16 protein-coding genes are annotated in these 18,763 nt (G+C 58.7%); 7 read left to right on the top strand and 9 right to left on the bottom strand.

Translation table 11 applies throughout. The features are described 5' to 3' along the window. Nucleotides 1-35 precede the first annotated feature (35 nt). Genes MUN80_RS14735 through MUN80_RS14725 form a run of 3 tightly spaced genes read left to right on the top strand, consistent with a single transcriptional unit; the run spans nucleotide 36 to nucleotide 2,491 of the window. Nucleotides 36-479: a DinB family protein gene (locus MUN80_RS14735; RefSeq protein ID WP_244714123.1), complete on the top strand. Its 444-nt coding sequence runs from the start codon at nucleotides 36-38 to the stop codon at nucleotides 477-479. 18 nt (nucleotides 480-497) lie between these two features. Further along, nucleotides 498-1,130, top strand: a complete 633-nt coding sequence (locus MUN80_RS14730) for a TetR/AcrR family transcriptional regulator (RefSeq protein WP_244714122.1) — start codon at nucleotides 498-500, stop codon at nucleotides 1,128-1,130. Beyond that, nucleotides 1,130-2,491, top strand: coding sequence for an ABC1 kinase family protein (locus MUN80_RS14725; protein WP_244714121.1), 1,362 nt, complete (start codon nucleotides 1,130-1,132; stop codon nucleotides 2,489-2,491). Before MUN80_RS14730 ends, MUN80_RS14725 begins: the two co-directional genes overlap by 1 nt. A 120-nt stretch (nucleotides 2,492-2,611) precedes the next feature. Here the strand turns inward: MUN80_RS14725 and MUN80_RS14720 are convergent, their stop codons facing one another. Then, nucleotides 2,612-3,685 carry a serine hydrolase domain-containing protein gene (locus MUN80_RS14720; RefSeq protein ID WP_262922004.1) on the bottom strand — a complete coding sequence of 358 codons (1,074 nt, stop codon included), beginning with the start codon at nucleotides 3,683-3,685 and terminating at the stop codon, nucleotides 2,612-2,614. A gap of 212 nt (nucleotides 3,686-3,897) precedes the next feature. Here MUN80_RS14720 and MUN80_RS14715 point away from each other — a divergent pair, with 212 nt between their 5' ends. Together MUN80_RS14715 and MUN80_RS14710 are read left to right on the top strand one after the other, a co-directional pair. Then, nucleotides 3,898-4,281, top strand: coding sequence for a hypothetical protein (locus tag MUN80_RS14715; protein ID WP_244714117.1), 384 nt, complete (start codon nucleotides 3,898-3,900; stop codon nucleotides 4,279-4,281). 2,727 nt (nucleotides 4,282-7,008) lie between these two features. After that, nucleotides 7,009-8,157 carry a hypothetical protein gene (locus MUN80_RS14710; RefSeq protein WP_244714115.1) on the top strand — a complete coding sequence of 383 codons (1,149 nt, stop codon included), beginning with the start codon at nucleotides 7,009-7,011 and terminating at the stop codon, nucleotides 8,155-8,157. Between the two features lie 100 nt (nucleotides 8,158-8,257). Here MUN80_RS14710 and MUN80_RS14705 read toward each other — a convergent pair whose 3' ends face one another. Next, nucleotides 8,258-9,790 carry an HTTM domain-containing protein gene (locus MUN80_RS14705; protein ID WP_244714113.1) on the bottom strand — a complete coding sequence of 511 codons (1,533 nt, stop codon included), beginning with the start codon at nucleotides 9,788-9,790 and terminating at the stop codon, nucleotides 8,258-8,260. Between the two features lie 293 nt (nucleotides 9,791-10,083). Between MUN80_RS14705 and MUN80_RS14700 the strand changes: the two genes are divergently transcribed. Continuing rightward, entirely contained in the window at nucleotides 10,084-10,617 is a 534-nt protein-coding gene (locus MUN80_RS14700; RefSeq protein WP_244714111.1) for a hypothetical protein, read from the top strand. A gap of 227 nt (nucleotides 10,618-10,844) precedes the next feature. Further along, nucleotides 10,845-11,726 (top strand): dienelactone hydrolase family protein, encoded by an 882-nt coding sequence (locus MUN80_RS14695; protein WP_244714109.1) that lies wholly within the window; start codon nucleotides 10,845-10,847, stop codon nucleotides 11,724-11,726. Between the two features lie 84 nt (nucleotides 11,727-11,810). Here the strand turns inward: MUN80_RS14695 and MUN80_RS14690 are convergent, their stop codons facing one another. From MUN80_RS14690 to trpB, 7 genes are all read right to left on the bottom strand, one after another. Beyond that, the gene (locus MUN80_RS14690; protein ID WP_244714107.1) at nucleotides 11,811-12,554 is read right to left on the bottom strand and encodes a phenylalanine 4-monooxygenase; all 744 of its coding nucleotides are present in this window, start codon (nucleotides 12,552-12,554) and stop codon (nucleotides 11,811-11,813) included. Between the two features lie 383 nt (nucleotides 12,555-12,937). Continuing rightward, the gene (locus MUN80_RS14685) at nucleotides 12,938-13,672 is read right to left on the bottom strand and encodes a hypothetical protein (RefSeq protein WP_244714105.1); all 735 of its coding nucleotides are present in this window, start codon (nucleotides 13,670-13,672) and stop codon (nucleotides 12,938-12,940) included. A gap of 20 nt (nucleotides 13,673-13,692) precedes the next feature. Further along, nucleotides 13,693-14,085 carry a hypothetical protein gene (locus tag MUN80_RS14680; protein ID WP_244714104.1) on the bottom strand — a complete coding sequence of 131 codons (393 nt, stop codon included), beginning with the start codon at nucleotides 14,083-14,085 and terminating at the stop codon, nucleotides 13,693-13,695. A 112-nt stretch (nucleotides 14,086-14,197) separates the two neighbouring features. Beyond that, the gene (locus tag MUN80_RS14675) at nucleotides 14,198-15,502 is read right to left on the bottom strand and encodes a helix-turn-helix domain-containing protein (protein ID WP_244714102.1); all 1,305 of its coding nucleotides are present in this window, start codon (nucleotides 15,500-15,502) and stop codon (nucleotides 14,198-14,200) included. A gap of 156 nt (nucleotides 15,503-15,658) precedes the next feature. Further along, nucleotides 15,659-16,672 (bottom strand): 3-deoxy-7-phosphoheptulonate synthase, encoded by a 1,014-nt coding sequence (gene aroF / locus MUN80_RS14670; protein WP_244673723.1) that lies wholly within the window; start codon nucleotides 16,670-16,672, stop codon nucleotides 15,659-15,661. A gap of 82 nt (nucleotides 16,673-16,754) precedes the next feature. Continuing rightward, nucleotides 16,755-17,537, bottom strand: a complete 783-nt coding sequence (gene trpA / locus MUN80_RS14665) for a tryptophan synthase subunit alpha (RefSeq protein WP_244714100.1) — start codon at nucleotides 17,535-17,537, stop codon at nucleotides 16,755-16,757. Nucleotides 17,538-17,539: 2 nt separating this feature from the next. Beyond that, entirely contained in the window at nucleotides 17,540-18,745 is a 1,206-nt protein-coding gene (gene trpB / locus MUN80_RS14660) for a tryptophan synthase subunit beta (protein ID WP_244714099.1), read from the bottom strand. Between the last annotated feature and the right edge of the window lie 18 nt (nucleotides 18,746-18,763).

Below are 18,763 nucleotides of genomic sequence, written 5' to 3'. Positions count from 1 at the left end.
CTGGTTTTCCTTAGTCGAAGCCTCAGTCAATAGAAATGAGTCCGATAGAGCAACGCATTGCCGAGGTAAGCACTTTCTGGCGCAGCCTTTCCGAAGACGAGCTGCAGCGGCGGCCGTCCCCCAACAAGTGGAGTAAGAAGGAAATCCTGGGTCACCTGATTGATTCGGCCCAGACCAATATCCGGCGTGTTGTTGTGGCCCAGCATCAGCCGGGGGCACACATTGTGTATGAGCAGAACGCCTGGGTACAGGCCGCTGATTACCAGACGTATCCTTCGAATGAGCTACTGCAGTTGTGGGTGCTGCTGAACCGGCATTTTGCCCGGTTGGCAACGCAGGTGCCCACCGCCCAGCTTTCTTCCTTAATAAACTGGGGCCGGGACAAACCAGAGTTGGTTTCGCTGGGTTTAGTAATTGAAGATTACCTGACGCATCTGGATCATCACCTGGGTCAGCTTTACCACACCGGCTCCGTTTAGCCAAGCATTCCACTTCTTATGGACAAGGACCGCATCAAACAGGCTTACCTCGACTACGTGCTCCGCAAGGGCACCCCGCCCGCGTCGGTGTATAAGCTGACCAGCAAGCTCAACATTCCGGAGGCGGAATTCTACCAGTACTACGCCAATTTCGACGCCATCGACCGGGAAATCTGGGCCGACTTTGCCCGGCAGGCCCGGCAGCGTGCCGCTACCGAGCCGGTGTGGGAACAGTATGGGGCCCGCGAAAAGCTACTGGGCTTCTATTACACGTTGCTGGAGTTGCTCAAGCAGAACCGCAGCTACGCCCTGAACTCGTTGCGCCGTTCCTTACACCGCATGCCTGGCCTGACGCCGCGGGTGCTCGACGATTTCCGCCAGGACTTCGAGCAGTTCGTGCAGGACATTTTGCAGGAAGGCAAGCGGACCGAGGAAGTAGCCGTACGGCCCCTGGTGCAGGAGCAGTATCCTCGCCTGTTCTGGCAGCAGGCCCTGTTTGTGCTGGGCTTCTTCGCTAAAGACGATTCCCTGAACTTCGAGCGCACCGACGCGGCCATTGAAAAAGCCGTAACGCTGAGCTTTGACTTGGTGGGCCGCAACACCCTGGATTCGGCCCTGGACCTGGCCCGCTTTCTGGTAAACCGCCGCTAATGAGTGACGACCTGAATACGTCCGGATCGGCAGCCTCCGCGCCAACCGACTCCCGGCAGTTGGCCTCCTTGCCCACCACGAAAGTGGCCCGGGCGGCCCGCTTTGCCAAAACTGGCCTAAAAGTGGGGGCCAACTACGTGAAGCACTACGCCAAACGTGCAGCCGGCGTCACGAGTGAAACCGAGGACCTGCACGCGGCCAACGCTGCCGAGCTCTACGGTGCGTTGAGCGAGATGAAAGGCTCGGTGCTCAAGGTGGCCCAGATGCTGGCCATGGAGAAAAATATGCTCCCGACGGCCTACTCCGACCTGTTTGCCCAGGCCCAGTACCAGAGCCCGCCCCTATCAGGTCCGCTGGTAACCAAGGTGCTGCGGGATGCTTTCGGCCGCTCCCCGTTTGAGGTTTTCGACGAATTCGACATCAACGCCCGGCAGGCGGCTAGCATTGGGCAGGTGCACCGGGCTCGTAAAGATGACCGTACGCTGGCCGTGAAGGTGCAGTACCCGGGCGTAGCCGACAGCATCCGTTCGGACATCCGGCTGGTGAAACCTATTGCCCTGCGAGTACTGGGCCTGGATGAAGCTCAGGTGCGGCCCTACCTGGAGGAAGTAGAAGCCCGCCTGCTGGAGGAAACCAACTATGCCCTGGAATTGCAGCGCGGCACCGAAATAGCCGCCGAGTGTGCCCACATTGCGCACCTGGAATTTCCGCGCTACTACCCCGAGCTGTCCACCAACCGGGTATTAACCATGGACTGGCTGCCGGGCCAGCACCTGAAGGAGTTTCTGGCTACGAACCCAAGCCAAGAAGTGCGCAACCAGCTCGGACAAGCGTTGTGGGACTTTTACGCCTTTCAACTCCACACCCTGCACCGGGTGCACGCCGACCCGCACCCCGGCAACTTCCTGCTGCGGGCCGACAATGGCGGCACGGTGGGCGTGTTGGACTTTGGCTGCGTCAAGGAAATTCCGGCCGACGTGTACGCGCTGTTTACGGCCCTGCTCACGCCCGAAACCCTGGCTGACGAAACTCGCCTGGCCGATCTACTGACCCAGGCCGGCGTGCTGCGCCCCGAGGATGCCCCGTCCCGCCGGGAATTTTACCTACGCACCATGCAGGCCTCGCTCGAACTTGTAGGCCGCCCTTTCCGCCAGGCTGCCTTCGACTTCGGCGACCCGGCTTATATGGCAGCTCTCTATCAGCTCGGCGACGACCTAATGCAGCAGCCCGAGCTTCGGCAGCAGCGGGAGCCCCGGGGCTCCGAGCACTTTATTTACCTGAACCGCACCTATGTAGGACTGTATGCTCTGCTCACGGAGTTGCGCGCCTCGGTGCAAACTGGCGCTGCGGCTGTGGGCTAGCCGGCACTGCCTATGTGCCTCTCACAAGCTACTGAAAGCCTGACCTCATTGGCCTGCCCTTGTTCAAATTTTCTAATTTGTGCACGCCTCATCGAAGGGCAAATGACGAAGTGTTCAGTTCTAGCGCTCAAACTTCTTAAGCGCCGTGGTGCGAGCTAATCCGGGGACGTAAAAGGCGGCAATGGCGCGCGCCAGGCCCGGCAACAGTTCGCCGTCGTTGGTGACCACTACAACCGTGTAGCCTTCCTCGGGGAAACGCCAGACATCCCCCAGTCCCGGCCCGCCGCTGTGGCCCGCATACGTAATGCTCGTTTCCTCCTCCGGCAAACCCCAGCCGGCGGCACTGAAAGCTGAAGGTTTCCCGCCAACGGAGCCGCGCGTATACAGCAGGGGGTTAGCAAAGGAAGCCGGGAAGAGCACGTTCTGATCCAGCCCAATGGCCCAGTTGGCTAGGTCGTCGATGGAGGAAAAATATCCCCCCGCCGTGTAAGAGTACTGGGGGTAGATAAATTTATAGGCTCGCAGCTGCTTTTCCCAGTCGTAGTACGTGGTGGCCTTTTGCGGAATCAGGTCCGTGCGCATAATTGAGCCCACGCGCCGTTCCATGTCGTAGGCCCTATCCGTCATGTGCAGTGGGAGCAAGACCCCCTCGCGCAGAATTTGTGGAAAAGGTTTGCCGTAGATCTTTTCCAGGATGTGGCCCGCAAGCATAAAATCCGCCTGTGCATAGTGCTGCCTGGTAACCGGTTCGTACTCCAAGGTGGAGTCCTTGAGGGCCCGCACGACGGTGGCAGTTGACGCATACGTCTCTCCCCGAAATTCGCGGAGCCCGCTCGTATGCGAGAGCAGGTGCTGGACGCGGAGGGGTTGCCAGCTGGTGGGAATGGAGTCCAGGTACTTGCCGATGGGGTCCTCCAGGCGCAGCTTGCCGGCATGAATGGCTTTGAGCACGAGCGTGGAAGTCAGCAACTTGGTACACGACGCAATCTGAAAGTTGGTGTGGATTGTGACCGGACAATTCCATTCAAGATTGGCAGTACCGTACGCGCTGACTTTTACTCGTTTGCCGTTCTTAATCACGGCTACCGCCAGCCCGGGAATACTGAGGGCTTTCATTTGCTGCCCGATGAAAGCATCGACGGCGTGATTGACGGATTTGGGCTGTTGGACGAACCCAGCGAGCGTTAAGCACACGAGGTAATAGAAGCAGGGCCAGATGCTTTTGTAGCGAGTAATAAGGAGGCAAGAGGGGAAGAAAGCGCACCTAGAATACCTACAAGTAGGTATTGTCGGGCCTAATAAGGGCCCCTACCTTTGTCGAGTATACCCCATTGCGTCTTCCCCGCTCCCCTGTTCTTTTTCAACAGGTTTGAGCGCTACCCCTCCCCTACCTTATTGCACCCGCTTTGACTCAACGCTCTACCCTTGCCCCAGCCCTGCTCAGCGGCCTGCTGCTACTCGGTATTAGCTCCGCCGCCCGTGCTCAGGCTCCCAAATCAGTTTCCCAGGAAGCTGTTCAGGAAGTAGCCCCGTCCGTGAGCGAGGCTCCTGCCGCTCCCGTGCAACGCCGCACCGACGCCCACACCATCAACATTACCATGGACTCGGGTCCGGCTACGGCACCCGCCGTGGGAATACCGAAAGCCGGTAGCCCCGAGGCTCAAGCACAAAAAGCCTTAAATGGGCTGCCTCCGGCCGTGGATGCCGGCACCTTCCAGGCCCTTCCGGCTGAAGGCGCCGCCCTGGACCCGCTGAGCCGACGTGCCCGCCTGCAAAACAAGCCCCGCTAGGCTTTCAACACCCGTATTTTCCTGAAAATGAATCAGTCTATACTGCGTATAGGACGCTGGCTGTGTGGCCTGCTGTTTGTCATTGGCATTGTCGTAGCCTGCAAAAAAGAAGGCGAAACCGCTACCCCTACTGCGAAGGGCCAAGTCTTGTTCTGGACGGATAAGGCCGCTACCTGCGGGCCAATTACCGTAACCATTGAGGGCCAAACCGGCACCGTAACCGGCGCCTTCCCCACCACCGCCCCTGACTGCGGCGCGGCCGGCGGCTATACCGTGAGCCTGGCTCCGGGCACCTACACAGCCACGGCCAGTAACTGCGCCGGCCAAACCTGGAGCAAGGCCATTACCGTCGTTGCCGACCGGTGCGTGAGTGCCTTGCTGCCCAGCAGTGCGCCTTCAACCAGCAACGGTAGTATCGTGTTCTGGAATAACCAAAGCACAGTACCGACCGTTTCCGTAACACTGAGTGGCAGAAGTACAGCTTCGATTACTTCCTCTTTTACTACGGCTCCCGGTTGCGGCGCAGCTGGCGCGGCTACTTTTGGCAGCTTGCCGGCGGGTACGTATACCTATACCGCTACTGCTAACGGCTTCACGGCACTTAGCGGTAGCGTGGTAGTGACCAACGGTACCTGCACGCCCCAACAATTGACATTTACCGCAGCAGGTGGAACCACCAGCGGAGGTACTACTTCGGGCACAACCTCAGGCACTACGACTAGTGGAACCACAGCGGGCACTACTGCGGGCACTACGACCGGCGGCTCAGGCCCAACGCCGACAGTAATTTGGACGAGGCTGGATTTTTTAAATATGCCCATTACTGTTACCATGGGCCCGCAAACTAAAACTATAACCTCTAAACTGTATACAACACCGGAATGCGGTGACGTAGGAGCTGCCACGTTTACTTGGCCAACAGCTGGAGGCTCATACAATCTGACGGCCAGCACGACTTACTATCCGGGCACAAGCTACTCGGCCCCTCCCCGTACTATCACATGGTCTATTCCGTCAGTGAGTGTTGGAACAGGAGGTTGCAGGCCTATTGAACTTACTCTTGCTAATGCAACCAGCGGTGCGCCGGGCAACGTAATGTTCTGGTTAGGCAGCGTGATTAATAATACTGTATTTGTGACGCTTACAGGTCAAGGTCTATCACAGGAAGTAAAGACTATAACATCTCCAAGTTTGAGCATGCCTAGCTGTGGAGCCTACAATACTGCCACATTCACTGCCCTTCCTCCTGGCACTTACAGTTTCACGGCACGGAATGATGCGAACACCCTCCATTGGTCGGGTACAGTTCAGGTGACTGCGAATTCCTGCTCTGCTTATCAACTGTCAACAGCTAACTCTACCTCTGGTGGTCTTGCTTTTTGGGTGCGTGGGAATGGACTCTTACAAAACCCTATAACGCTGATAGTTTCACCGGTTGGGCAGACGTATGCGAGGTCCACCATAACTACTGCGACGCCAGCGGCAATAGACTGTTCGTCAACCACCACTGGCGGAGCCAATTTTCGTGGACTCGCTCCGGGCACATATCAATTCTCTGCTACTTCTGCTTCCGGGGTTTCACCATCGTCTGGCACTTTAACTGTTACCCCGAACAGCTGTATTGTGCAGGAACTCGTGCCCCAGGGGAATGCCGTGTTCTGGACCAGCCAACCACTGAGTGGTAGTGCTACCGTTACGCTCGATAATGGTCGGACGGCTTCTGTAAGTAGTACCCTCCCATCACCACCAAATTGCACAGGAACGGCTGCTATAAACAACTTAGCCCCCGGTACCTACAGATATACTATTAGTGGCAGTGGGCAAACCTGGAACTCGGGCAGCATAACCGTACCAGCTGGTGGCTGTGTTGCCACTCAGATAACATACTCAACCGCGCCTACTACTGGGCAGGTAGTCTTCTACGTACCAGGGGGCGGGGCAACCTTAAGCACGCCTATCACAGTTAGCATCTACGGCCAGACGGGTACCGTCTCTCGTACCAGTGCTGGTAATTGTGGCGATGCTGGAGCAGCCACAATTACCCTACCTGCCGGCTCTTACACCTATTCAACTTCACCTAGCGCCGGTAGTGGAAATCTGGTCGTATCAAGTGGTAACTGTACTCGCGTCCCCTTGTCGGGTGGCACCACTACGGGCGGCTCAACAACCAGCAGCACGACTAGTGGTACCACAACGAGCACGACTAGTGGCACCACTACGGGTGGGGGAGCGTGTGCATCGTACAATGGGTCCCTACTTATTACCACCGCTAATACCTCTCCCCTGTGTGGTGCTGGAGCCTTAAAGGTGACAGCTAAAAACAATAGTAACCAAACACTGGCTATTCGAATTTGCTTGAAACAAGCTAATGGAAAGTGGGCCGGTTATACCTCAGGGGGTATAGCACCAGGTCAGAGTTTCTCTGCTGATATCTGCTCCCCTGATGCCTCACGTGTATATCAGGTACAATCCCTGCTGAGTTCAGACTGGGCAGCAAGCAAATGTAATTTCTCGGCGTGTCCTTAATTCGGCTGGAGATTCCAGTTGTCTAATATTCCACTCTCCGACCCGGCAGCGTACTTGCTGCTGGGTCGTTTTGGTATGTGGTATGACAAACCTCTTCCTCGCCTTTGTAGCCTTTAATCATTTTGTACTATGAGATTCTGTTTTAGGCTCCGCGTACTTTCTCTGCTTGTTTTTATACTGCTTGCTCTTCCCTCGGCAACAGTGGTTGCTGCAAAGCAGGGCCCCATCCAAGCAACGGGTAGCGTGATGGTGTGGGTGTACGGGCCGGGCACTACGCTGAAGCTGCCGATTTCCGTGGATTTGTTCGACGCTGACCATGCCCAGCAGCGTACTCTTACCAAGTCTTGCCCCAATGCTGCTTCCTGCGCCTCCACACCGGAAAACACGTTTACTGGTCTGCGCCCCGGCCGCTACGAATGGGTTGCTACCACGGGCCAGACGCCCCCTATACAAGGCACCCTGACGGTGGTAGCGGGTAAGCGCACCAGCCAGCAGGTCACCGTGAATGGCAGCACCAACGCTAAGGGCAGCGTCATGTTCTGGGTCGGAGCCAGCAAATCGGCCTTACTGGCGCCTTCCCCACCCGTAACGCTGACCGGAGCAACGCCGGCAACCCGCCACCTGAGCATTTCCTTCACCGCTCAGCCCTTGTGCAATACGGTCGGGACGGCAACCTTCATGGAACTAGAGCCGGGCGCGTACCGCTACACCTCCTCCGGCACCACTCCATCCAGTGGAACTATCAACATTATTCCGGCTACCTGCGTCACTCAGCGGCTGACCCTCGGCACCACCAGTTCCGGTACCACGTCGGGGTCTGGCGGAACCACCGGTATACTGCCAACAACGTCAGGCAGCACGAGCGGCACAACCCGGGGCAGCACCTCCACGGGCAGCACGACTTCCGGCGGTGGCACGCCCGGCACCACCTCGGGCACTGGCACGACCTCCGGCACCACCAGCGGCAGCAGTACCAGCACCCCGGGCAACACCACTAGCACCTCCGGCAACGGCAGCACCACGGGTAAGCCCGGCACCACCGGCGGCAGCAGCGGCGACAAGTGCGTATCGATGAACGACTTTATTGAAATCGTTAGCAACGAGAGCAATTCGGTCTGCGGCACACCTGGGGGCCGGACGGTAACCGTGCGCAACAACAGCAGTCAGGCCGTCAGCATTCAGCTCGGCATTGAGCGCACCGACGGCAGCTACAAGTGCGCCGGTGCGCTAAGTCTGGCCCCAGGAGAGAAGCTGACTAATAGCAGCTGCACCTCAACCGGTAAAATTGTTATTCGCTCAGTGGCTTACGCCGACCGGCAGAAGAACGGCTGCAAACTATCTTGCCCCTAAGCGGCGCTACCACCTGAGCGGCGCACGAATCATCCCCGGCTTTCACCACCCCACAGCCCGGCAGCTCTTTGCTACCGGGCTGTTTCATTGCGGCCAAGGCTCACTGGCACTCACAGAGCACCTCGCGCGTGGGTTCGGCTACCTGATAATCGGGCAAGGACACTTCCTTCATATACACGACCACCAGATGACTTAAAGGCGGGTTGGCCGGATTTTCCCGCCACTTCCGCAGCAGGTAGTTGCAGTAATAAGGCCGCATCCATTCGTTGGAGACAAACAGATAATTCTCCGAATACTTGCGCCACCGGTCATTCGAAAACAGACTGACCACGGCCGCGGGCTTGCCGTACGAAGCCGGCTGCCCGCCCCGGTTCAGGTCCAGCAGGCGGCCATCCGGGGTGCTACCTTCCAGAATATACCAGCCGTCGTCTTTAAATACCGTGGGGGCAAACATGCCCCAGTGCTGGTCAACCCGAAAGGCATAGCCCAGCCAGCGTAGCGGCTCGCTCATCAGCAGGCTGGGGGTGGTAGCAATACCGTCGAGGTTCCACCAGCATACGTAGAGCAGCAGCACGCCCACCACAGCCTCGCGCGCACCCCGCAGCAATACCCGGGTAGCCGGCCCAAGCCCGGTGGGCTGCTGCTCAAGCCGCCAGGGAAGCCGGGGCCAGTGCAAAGCGAACTGCCTGGTCTTTGCCGCGTGCTGCTGCCAGTATGCCCAGAGCCGCAAGGCCTGAGTTTGCAGCCAGCTCAGAGTGGAGGCGGGCAACAGTCCCAGACCAGCTACGGAGCAGATAATGAAGAAAAGCCCAACAAATAGCGTCAGGCTCACGCCTAGGTGGAAGCTCAGCGTCAGGAACAGAAAAGCCAGACGGGCTCTGCGTACCCCAAACGGCAGAAACAGCAGAAACGGTACTAGCAACTCGCCATACCAGGTACCCAGCGTGAGAATTCGCAGCAGCGCAGGATAAGGATACAGCACCTTGCCCAGGGGCAGCACCAGCTGGTCGAGACTAAGCGCGTAGTACAGCGCGGTGCCCTGCTGAGTCCACTCGGGCCCAAACTTGAGCAGGGCGGTACACCAGTACAGCAAAGCCAGCTGCACCACGTAGGCCACGGTGGCCGCGCTGCAGTAGGCATACGATAGGACCGGGCCCCGCTGCCGGGCATCCCGTGACCACACCCGGCCCCAGGGCAGAAACAGACCCCAGAAGAGCAGCATACGCAGCAAATCATCGCCGCCCTGCCCGATCATCGGGTTGCGGTTCTGCACCGACACCAGCAAAATCCAGGACAACAGCGTGGCCAGCCGGGTGTGGTAGCCTAGCAACAGCGCCACGGCGCACCCGGCCGCCAAGCCGAAGAGCAGGGCCTGCAGCTGCCACAGGCCGGTGGCAGCGTGCAGGGAAAACTGGTAGGGCGTCCAGAGGTGGTCATAGAGCGCCGCCACGGGCAGCACTCCCTGGTTGGAATAGTGCGCTTCCAGGTCGGTGCTGCGAATACCCAGGTCGAGCAGGACTACGCCGGCTACAGCCGCCCGCAGCAAGGCCAGAGCCCGTAAATCGAGGGTAAACGGACGACCCAGAAAAGTGAGAAAAGGAAGCGACGCCGGGGCGGGACGAGAAGATTCCACAGGCAAAACGGTGAGCTGGCAAAGGTAGCGCGGGCCAGAAGCCAGGAGTAGCAAGAACTGTAGCACCCGGCCCCTACTCTGCCCCAAAGTGGGTCAGAACGGTGGCATGAAGGTATAACCAGGAAGTCGAAGCCCCGCCCCTTACCCCTAAAATACCCAGAAGCAGGTATAGTACTACCCGCAATTTCTCTGGTACTTGATGCGCTGATTAGGTTGGGGTACATGCGCCGGGACGTAGCGGCCGGTTCAGAAAGGAAGCTGCCGCCAGGTGCCTTCTCTAATGCACGCTCATCTTGCTCAAAGTCAACATCATTTCTCACCAGATGCTTTACCCACGTTTTTTTGCCTGTTTCGGCGTAGCTGCTTTGCTGGCCGGCTGCACCATACCGGATTCGAAGGTTGCCGAAAAGAAAGTTCAGGTGGCTTACACTATAAAAGAGGGTGAAAAGACCCTGGACTTCAAAGGCAGCAAAGCGTGGCAACCGGCGTGGAGCGACTCACTGATTGCCCGCCTGGAGCGGGGTTCTATTCCAGCCTACGACACCGACAACAAGCCCCTTGCAGCCACCGCCCTACCCCGGGGCCGGCAGGTTCACGGATTGGTTTTGGAGCAAACGAAAGACGGAGAATTGCGCGACGACGGTGTAATGCTGTTACCCCCGCGCAACGTCATTGGCGTGCTCGGAAATGACGCCACTTCCGGCATAACCCTCTACTTCTATGACCAGTCTGTGTCGATGGAGCACTTTTATGCCCGCGTACGTCAGGCTGACCTGGAAAAGTTAATCGGTGCCCCGCTCGAATTTGTTGCGGCCCAGCAACCGTAGTTCCTCTCTTTACCCCGTACCCTGCCAACTCATCACTTTACCGCTGAGCCAGTCGGTGACACGCTACCTTGGGTGACGGGGTAACCGGCCCAGAGCGTAGTGAGGAAGCATATGCCAGCAAACTATTTATCAGTCCGGTAGTTTTTAGCCTCCACAGTGGCTTTTAAGGCTGTATAGGCCCACAAACCCACTTTTTATCCTCCACACTTCCCCTACCGTTCTGTTTCATGAAAAAACTCTGGACTCTGTGCGCTGCTCTACTCAGCGTCGTATCCGTGGCCTCGGCCCAGGTAAGCACCAGCCCGCCCAAAATGAGCTGCTGCGCGCGGCCCACGGCCGGTGCCAATGCCACGGAGGTTTTTGCCATGCTGGCTACCAACGAGGACTTCTCTGGCGGCCACGACGCGCCCCTACCCTACACGTATGAGGGCCAGGGTGAAATGATTGAGTTCAAGACCACCGACGGCCAATCGGCCAAGGCCTTTGAAATCAAGAGCAACGTGCGCTCCGACAAATACCTGTTCGTGATTCACGAGTGGTGGGGCCTTAACGACTACATCAAAAAGGAAGCAGCCACCTACGCCAACGAGCTTAAGGGTGTCAACATCATTGCCCTCGACCTCTACGACGGTCAGGTAGCCTCCACCCCCGATGAAGCCGGCAAGCTGATGCAGGGTGTGAAAACCGAACGCGCCGAGGCCATTATCAAAGGGGCGCTGCTCTACGCCGGGCCTAACGCTAAGGTGTCCTCCATCGGCTGGTGCTTCGGCGGCGGTTGGTCGTTGCAGACGGCCCTGCTCGCCGGCCCCAAAGCCGTGGGTTGCGTGATGTACTACGGCATGCCCGAAAAGGAAGTAGCCAAGCTCAAAACCCTGAACACCGACGTACTGGGCATTTTTGCCAGCCAGGACAAGTGGATTAACCCCGAAGTAGTAGCCCAGTTCCAGAAGGACATGGCCGCTGCCAAGAAAAAGGTGACCATCAAGAGCTACGACGCCGACCACGCCTTTGCCAACCCCTCCAACCCCAAGTACAGCCAGAAGTATTCGGCCGATGCCCATGCTGCGGCCCTGGAATACCTGCGCAAGAACTTCAAGCTCAAAGGATAACCCGCTTCTTAACTACCTGATATAAGTAAAAAAGCCACTCCCGAGGGAGTGGCTTTTTTGTTGAAAATAGAATACCAAGCGGCGCTACGCAGGCTGCAGCTCCCAGCCACTCGACAGTACAGCGGCCAGTTCGGCGACGCTTTCAGTGAGCTGCTCCCAGCCTTTGAGCACGAAGTACTGGTCTTGCAGCTGCGCTTCGCTGTAGGGCGTGTGCAAGGCGGTGGCCAGTTCAAAAGGGCGGCGGGTACTCTCATCGGCAATACAATGGTGTATTTCACCCGATGAGGACAGCAAACCGGCCCCGTACATGCGGGTGGCGCCTTCCTCCTCTACCAACCCAAACTGCACCGTAAAGCCGTAGAGCCGCTCCAGGCGGGTCAATGCGGGGGCATCGTGCAGGTGCTGAGCCGCTACCCGACCCAAAAAGTGCAGAAAATCGGCAAAGGCCTGGTCCATCAGCAAGGGCACGTGGCCGAAGACCCCGTGAAACAAGTCAGGTTCCTGCACGAAGTCGAACTGGGCCATAGACCGGATCCAGACCGTAGCCGGAAACTTACGCTCGGCCAATAACCCGAAGAACGCAGCGTCGTCGAGCAGGCCGCTGACGGGCTCCAGTTGCCAGCCGGTGGCCTTCTGCAACCGCTTGCTGACTTCCTCAAACCGCGGCAAGGCATTACGGTGCAGGCCAGCCTTGGCCAAGCCCCGCTCGAAAACCTGGGCAGCGCGTTTGTGCAGCAAAGCCGTCTGACGGTCAAACAATACTTTCCAAACCAAGTGGTCCTGGGTGGTGTACCGGTCGTAGTGCTGGGTTACCATGGCAAGAGACATAAAAAAAGCCCGGCTCCTGGGAGGAGTCGGGCCTTGACGTTTTCAGAGGGTTAGTAGCATGAGCTTCTAGCTTCCGTACCGGCAAAATGGCCCGACTTCGTCCATCACAGGACGAATATTTAGGCAGAAGCATTTCGCGGGTTGGTTCATCATACTGAATGCAAATATATACAAGAATAAAAATAACTTGTATACCGATGAGCCATATTTTTAACAGCCCTTTTTTATCAAGACAAGTATATTTATCAAAATGCACCCTCTAATTAGAAGGGCTTTTTATCAAAACATCCTTATTTATAGAGAAAGCACCCATATATTTATAGGCATAATATTGCAAAATAACTGAGTTTAGCTATCAACTACCCCTTGTCGTACCAGGGGCCTTACTTTGAAAAGAAATAAGTATTTCTGGTTACAAAAGTCGGCACCCTGGCATACCTAACCTCTTTGTTGACAGATAGTTGCCCAGCGCATAGCAGCACCGTCTTACGAACCAGGCAAGCTTTGCCATCGTCTTGCCCCTCTCCTTCCAGCACAAGCAGCCAATCTTGATTGGGCGACACTGCGTTCTGGTTTATCCGTAGTACCACGGCGTCCCAGGTCAGGGTTCGTCCGTCGGCCGACAGCTCCACTTGGTCGGCCCCCGTGACTTGCCGGCCACTGGGTTCCTGGTAGATGAAATCCAGCGTCAGTTGGCCGGCCGCTGATGCCCTTCCAACCAGCTTGGTAGGCAGCGTGACGGGCTGCTGGGAGCGGTAGTCTAGGTAAGTCAGCGTGCCATGCCAGGGCTGGGCCAAGCGCTGCAGCTGGAGCCAGGTCAGGGGTTCCGGTGGGTTTTGAGCTGGCGCTTGACCAGTGGTCAGCAGCAGCAGGATAGTAAAAGCAGCAGCCGCTACGGCCCACGGCCGGGGAACGGGCTGCGCGAAGCGGTTCAGCCAGTACTCCGGAAAATAGCGCCCCACGGCCGTAAGCTTGGCGGCCTCGGTAGCCGTGTACAGACTTACCAGCTTCGACCAGCCAATGGCCATGGACAGGCCCAGGTGCAAACGAAACAGCCGCCAGGCCACAGCAGCGGCGCGCATGGGCAGAGCCCGGGCGTAAAACAGTACCTTTTTCATAACCAGAAAGCGTAATCAGGTTACTGCTGGCCGTTGGGCTCGTAGTTCATGCGCAGGTTCGTGTCGCCGGTGACGCGCAACTTCACGTTGGCTGTTTGCGCCGGGGAGCCGTTGAGCAGCACGGCCGTGGAGCCCGCCATGTAGCGGAGCGTGGCGGCTTGGCCGGGCTGCAGGGTGGCGCGCCCGAAAATGCCACCACCGCGGGGCCGCTCCCTGAACTCTACGGCCACCTTGCCTACGTTGCGGGCCACTACTCGAAAGGCCCCGGGCTGCCCCCCACCCAGGGCGAACTGCTTGCCGGGCTGAATGAATAAGTCGGAGTTGAGACTGGCCCAGCACAGGGAATACGAGGCGCCTAAGGTCAGTAGCAGGCCCAGCACAGAAACGGGCCGCAGGATGAATTGGTAACGCATAGCAGAGGGGGTTGAAATGAAACGATGCCTCAAAGCAACCCGCTGCAACTGCCCCAAACGCTCCGACTTACGGTCTGGGACGTCCCAACGTATAGTTTGGCACCACCCGCGCCTATTCCGGCCGCGCCACCTCGCCGGGGGTAATGCCGCGCAGCTTTTTGAACACGCGGTTAAACGTTGACTTCGAGTTAAACCCGGCTTCCAGGGCTACGGCCAGTAAGGTATAATGGCGGAAGCGCGGGTCCTGCAGCCGGGCTTCTGCCTCCCGCACCCGGTACTCGTTGATGAAGTCGTTGAAGTTCTGCCCACAGCCGGCGTTAATGACCCGCGACAACCAGGAGGTATTGGTCCGCAACTGAGCCGCCAGCTCGCCCAACGTCAGCTCGGGCGCCAGATATGGCCGGGCCTCAGCCATGTGAGCCAACAGGCGGGTGGTCCAGCGGGTCAGCTCAGCATCGGCCCCGGGCGTTACGGCTGCTTTGGGGGCAACAGTAGTAGCGGTAGCGGCCCGTTCGGGATTTTCGGTTACCACCAGCTGCTGGGGTGGCGCAATCAGCACCGGCTCAGGGACTGCCTCAGGTTCCGATTTTGGTAGTAGAACCGAGGTTTCGGCGGGGGGCTGAAAGTGGAGGCCGGCCAGTTGGTGGCCGGTGAGCAGGCCGGCAATGCTGAGGTAATAAATCAGCAAGCCGGTGAAAAAGTAGTCGTACCAGGCCTGGTAGTAGCTGAGCGGAGTTACGAAGCTATTGGTAATGGCAAAGGCCAGGCTTACGCCGGTACCAATTAGCACGGCCACCAGTACGTTGCGCAGCCAACGGAACCGGATCTGATCGGTGTCGGAGAAGTTGTCGTTGAGGTAGCGGGCGTAGGCGCGGTACTCGCGCAGGGTCCGCAGGGCATAAGCGCCGATGAGCAGGTACGCACCAACCTCAACAACGTACTCCAGCGGTACTTCGTCGAGCTGCTGGGCCAGAGGGCCTTTGGTGCCGAAGTGAGCCGGCAGCGGCTGCCCCCGCAAGCCATGCCACAGGCCAATGTCGTAGAGCAACACCCCAAGCCGCAGCGCCAGATACGCCAGAGCCGGGGCCAGATGCCACCACTGCCGCCGCGAGAATCGGAATTCCTGATTGGTCAGGCTGCGGAAATAGAAGTACAGCACCGGCCCCACCGCCAGCCGGTTGCTGAATGGGAAGTAAAACATAAAGGTGGAAAAGGCGTCGTGCGAGTCGTACCAACCCGCGAAGCCCAACATCCACTGGGCCAGCCGCAACGTGTGTAGCAGCAGCAGCACGGCCAGCCAAGCATCGGCCGCGCTGCCGTAGCGCCGCCTGCGCCTGAGCAGCACCCCGCTTACCACCACGCCCTGCACGAAAAACGGCAGCAGCAATCCACTGTAGACGCTGAAAGTGAAGGGCATGCGTTAGTTGTCAGTTGGTAGTTTTCAGTTGTTAGGTCGTGCTAGCGCTGTGCTTAAAGGTAACAGCCCACAGGCCCACTTACTGAAATTCTTCAGGCCAAAAAAGAAGGGCGCAAATCTTTGCGCCCTTCTAACAACTGACAACGAACAACTAAACTACTCCAGCTCCTGGCGCAGGGCGTATACTTTGCGCAGGTTGCGGATCAGGCGCTCCGACTCCTGGAAGTTCAGGGTCTGGGCCCCGTCGGACGCGGCTTCCTCGGGCTTTTCGTGGGCTTCGTAGAGGATGCCGTCGGCGCCGGCCATTACCCCGGCCAACGCCATGGTGGGTACATAGTCGCGGATGCCGATGCCGTGGGAGGGGTCGACTACCACGGGCAGGTGGGTTTTCTCCTTCAGAATGGGTACGGCGTTCAGGTCGAGGGTATTGCGCGAAGCCGTTTCGAAGGTGCGGATGCCCCGTTCGCAGAGGATCAGCTTCTCGTTGCCGCCCGAAAACACGTACTCCGCCGACGACAAGAGCTCCTCAATCGTGCCCGAAATGCCGCGCTTGATGAGCACGGGCTTATCTACCCCGCCTAGGGCGTCGAGCAGGTTGAAGTTCTGGGTGTTGCGGGCGCCCACTTGGAACACGTCCACGTAGTCGTGCATTTCCTCCACCTGCGACACCTGCATAACCTCAGTCACGATTTTGATGCCGCGGGCCCGGGCCATCTGGTGAAACAGCTTCAGCCCTTCCATGCCCAGGCCGCGAAACGAGTAGGGCGACGAGCGGGGCTTGAACACCCCCCCGCGCATCAGGCGCACGTCGTTGTCGACGAGGTGCTGCATGATTTTCTCCATCTGGGCCTCACTCTCGATGCTGCAGGGGCCGGCGGCAATGCTCAGGCTCCCCTCCCCGATGCGGACTCCGTCACCGAGGTCGAGCACGGTGGGGCGCACCCGCCACTTGCGGCTCACCAGCTTGTACTCGTCCGACACGCGGTGAATGTCCAGGATGCCGGGCAGCTGGCCCAGGGTGCGTAGGTCCACCTCGGCCTTGCCGGTGCCCACCAGGTAGCTGGCCCGCTGGGTGTCGACTTCGGTAACCTTGAACTTGGCGTCCTTGACGCGGGCAATGATGTCGGCTTTCTGTTCGGCCGAAATGTTCTTTTCGAGTTGAATTATCATGAGGGCAAGGGCGGGTTGTTTGGTTCTGTCATCTTTGGTTGAGAAAAGACAGGCGAGAGTTTATTTCGCTAGGGCAGCGAAATCAGTGGAGAATAGAAGAAACGAACTGCTTAGCCGCAGCGGGGGCATCGGGGGCATCTTCCAGGGCCCGGATAAAGGCCGAGCCGATAATGGCGCCGTGGGCGTGGCTGGCAGCCCGCTTGAACGAGGCTTTGTCGCCGATGCCGAAGCCGATGAGACGGGGATTGCGCAGGTTCATACCGGCAATCCGCTCGAAATAGGCTTCCTGCACGCCCTCAGCCTGAGTGTTGGCCCCACCTGTGGTACCGGGACCCGACACCAAGTACAGGAAAGCGTCGGTGAGCGTGTCCATGTGCTGGATTCGCTGCGGCGCGGTCTGGGGCGTAATCAGGAAGACGGGCTGCAGGTTGTACTTCTTGAAAATCGACTGGTACTCCTGCTCGTACTCCACCAGCGGCAGGTCGGGCAAAATCAGGCCGTCGACGCCGGCTTCGGCCGCGGCTTGGCAGAATTTCTCCATACCAAACTGCATAATCGGGTTGAGGTAGCCCATGAGCAGCAGCGGGGTATCAGGCACCTTGGCGCGCACTTCCTTGAGCTGGTCAAACAGCACATAAAGGTTCATGCCGTTGGCCAGCGCCACCGAGCTGCTCTGCTGAATCACCGGGCCATCGGCCAACGGGTCGGAGAATGGCATCCCGATTTCGATAAGGTCGGCGCCGGCTTCAGTCAGAGCCTCAATCAGCGGAATGGTGTCGTGCAGCTTGGGGTAGCCAGCCGTGAAGTAGACGTTGAGCAGGTTCTGGCCTTTTTTGGCAAAGGCTTCTTGAATACGGTTGGGCATGATTACTTAAGCTTGTCGGCGTACTTCATGTAGGTTTCCAGGTCCTTGTCGCCGCGGCCGGAGAGGTTGATGACCACCACGTCGTCGGGGCCGGCACCCAGCTGCCCCAGGGCAGCCAGGGCGTGGGCCGTTTCCAGGGCCGGAATAATGCCTTCGAGGCGGCTGCACTCGGCCACGGCCGTCAGCGCGTCCTCGTCCTTGATGCTGATAAACCGGGCCCGACCCGAAGCGCCCAAATACGCGTGCAGCGGACCGATACCGGGGTAGTCGAGGCCGGCAGAAATGGAGTAGGGCTCGGTAATCTGCCCGTGCTCGTCCTGCATGAGCAGGGTGCGGGAGCCGTGAATGATGCCCGGCGTGCCCAGCACCGAGGTAGCGGCCGAGTGACCCGAGTGAATGCCGTGGCCCGCGGCTTCTACCGCTACTAGTTGCACCGAAGGCTCATCCAGGAAGTGGTAAAACGCGCCGGCCGCATTCGAGCCGCCGCCCACGCAGGCCACCACGTAGTCGGGCAGTTCCCGGCCGACTTTCTCCAGCAGCTGCTTGCGCATTTCCTCGCTGATAACCGACTGCAGCCGGGCTACCAGATCGGGGTACGGGTGCGGGCCCACCACCGAGCCGATGATGTAGTGCGTGTCCACCGGGTTGCTGATCCAGTCGCGGATGGCTTCGTTGGTAGCGTCTTTCAGGGTCTGGCTGCCGCTGGTGACGGCCACCACTTTGGCGCCCAGCAGGCGCATGCGCTCTACGTTGGGCTTTTGCCGCTCGGTATCGGTTTTGCCCATGTACACGATGCACTCCATGCCCATCAGGGCGCAGACGGTGGCCGTGGCCACGCCGTGCTGCCCGGCGCCGGTTTCGGCAATGATGCGGGTTTTGCCCAGGCGCTTGGCTAGCAAAATCTGCCCTACTGTATTGTTCACTTTGTGGGCACCGGTGTGGCAGAGGTCCTCGCGCTTGAGGTAGATGCGGGTGTTATAGCGGGCCGACAGCCGTTTGGCCTCAAACAGCGGGGTGGGCCGGCCCACGTAGTCGCGCAAGAGCTGCTGATACTCGGCCTGAAACGCGGGGTCGGCCAGGATCTGCAGGTATTGTTCGCGCAGCTCTTCCACGTTAGGGTAGAGCATTTCGGGAATAAAGGCCCCGCCGAACTCGCCGTAGTAGCCGCGGGCGTTGGGCTGAAACTGGGAAGTGGTGGTCGTATTCACGGTATTGTCGGGATGACG

The organism is Hymenobacter cellulosivorans, from assembly GCF_022919135.1.
GTDB lineage: Bacteria > Bacteroidota > Bacteroidia > Cytophagales > Hymenobacteraceae > Hymenobacter > Hymenobacter cellulosivorans.
This window is presented reverse-complemented; position numbering and strand designations above follow the sequence as displayed.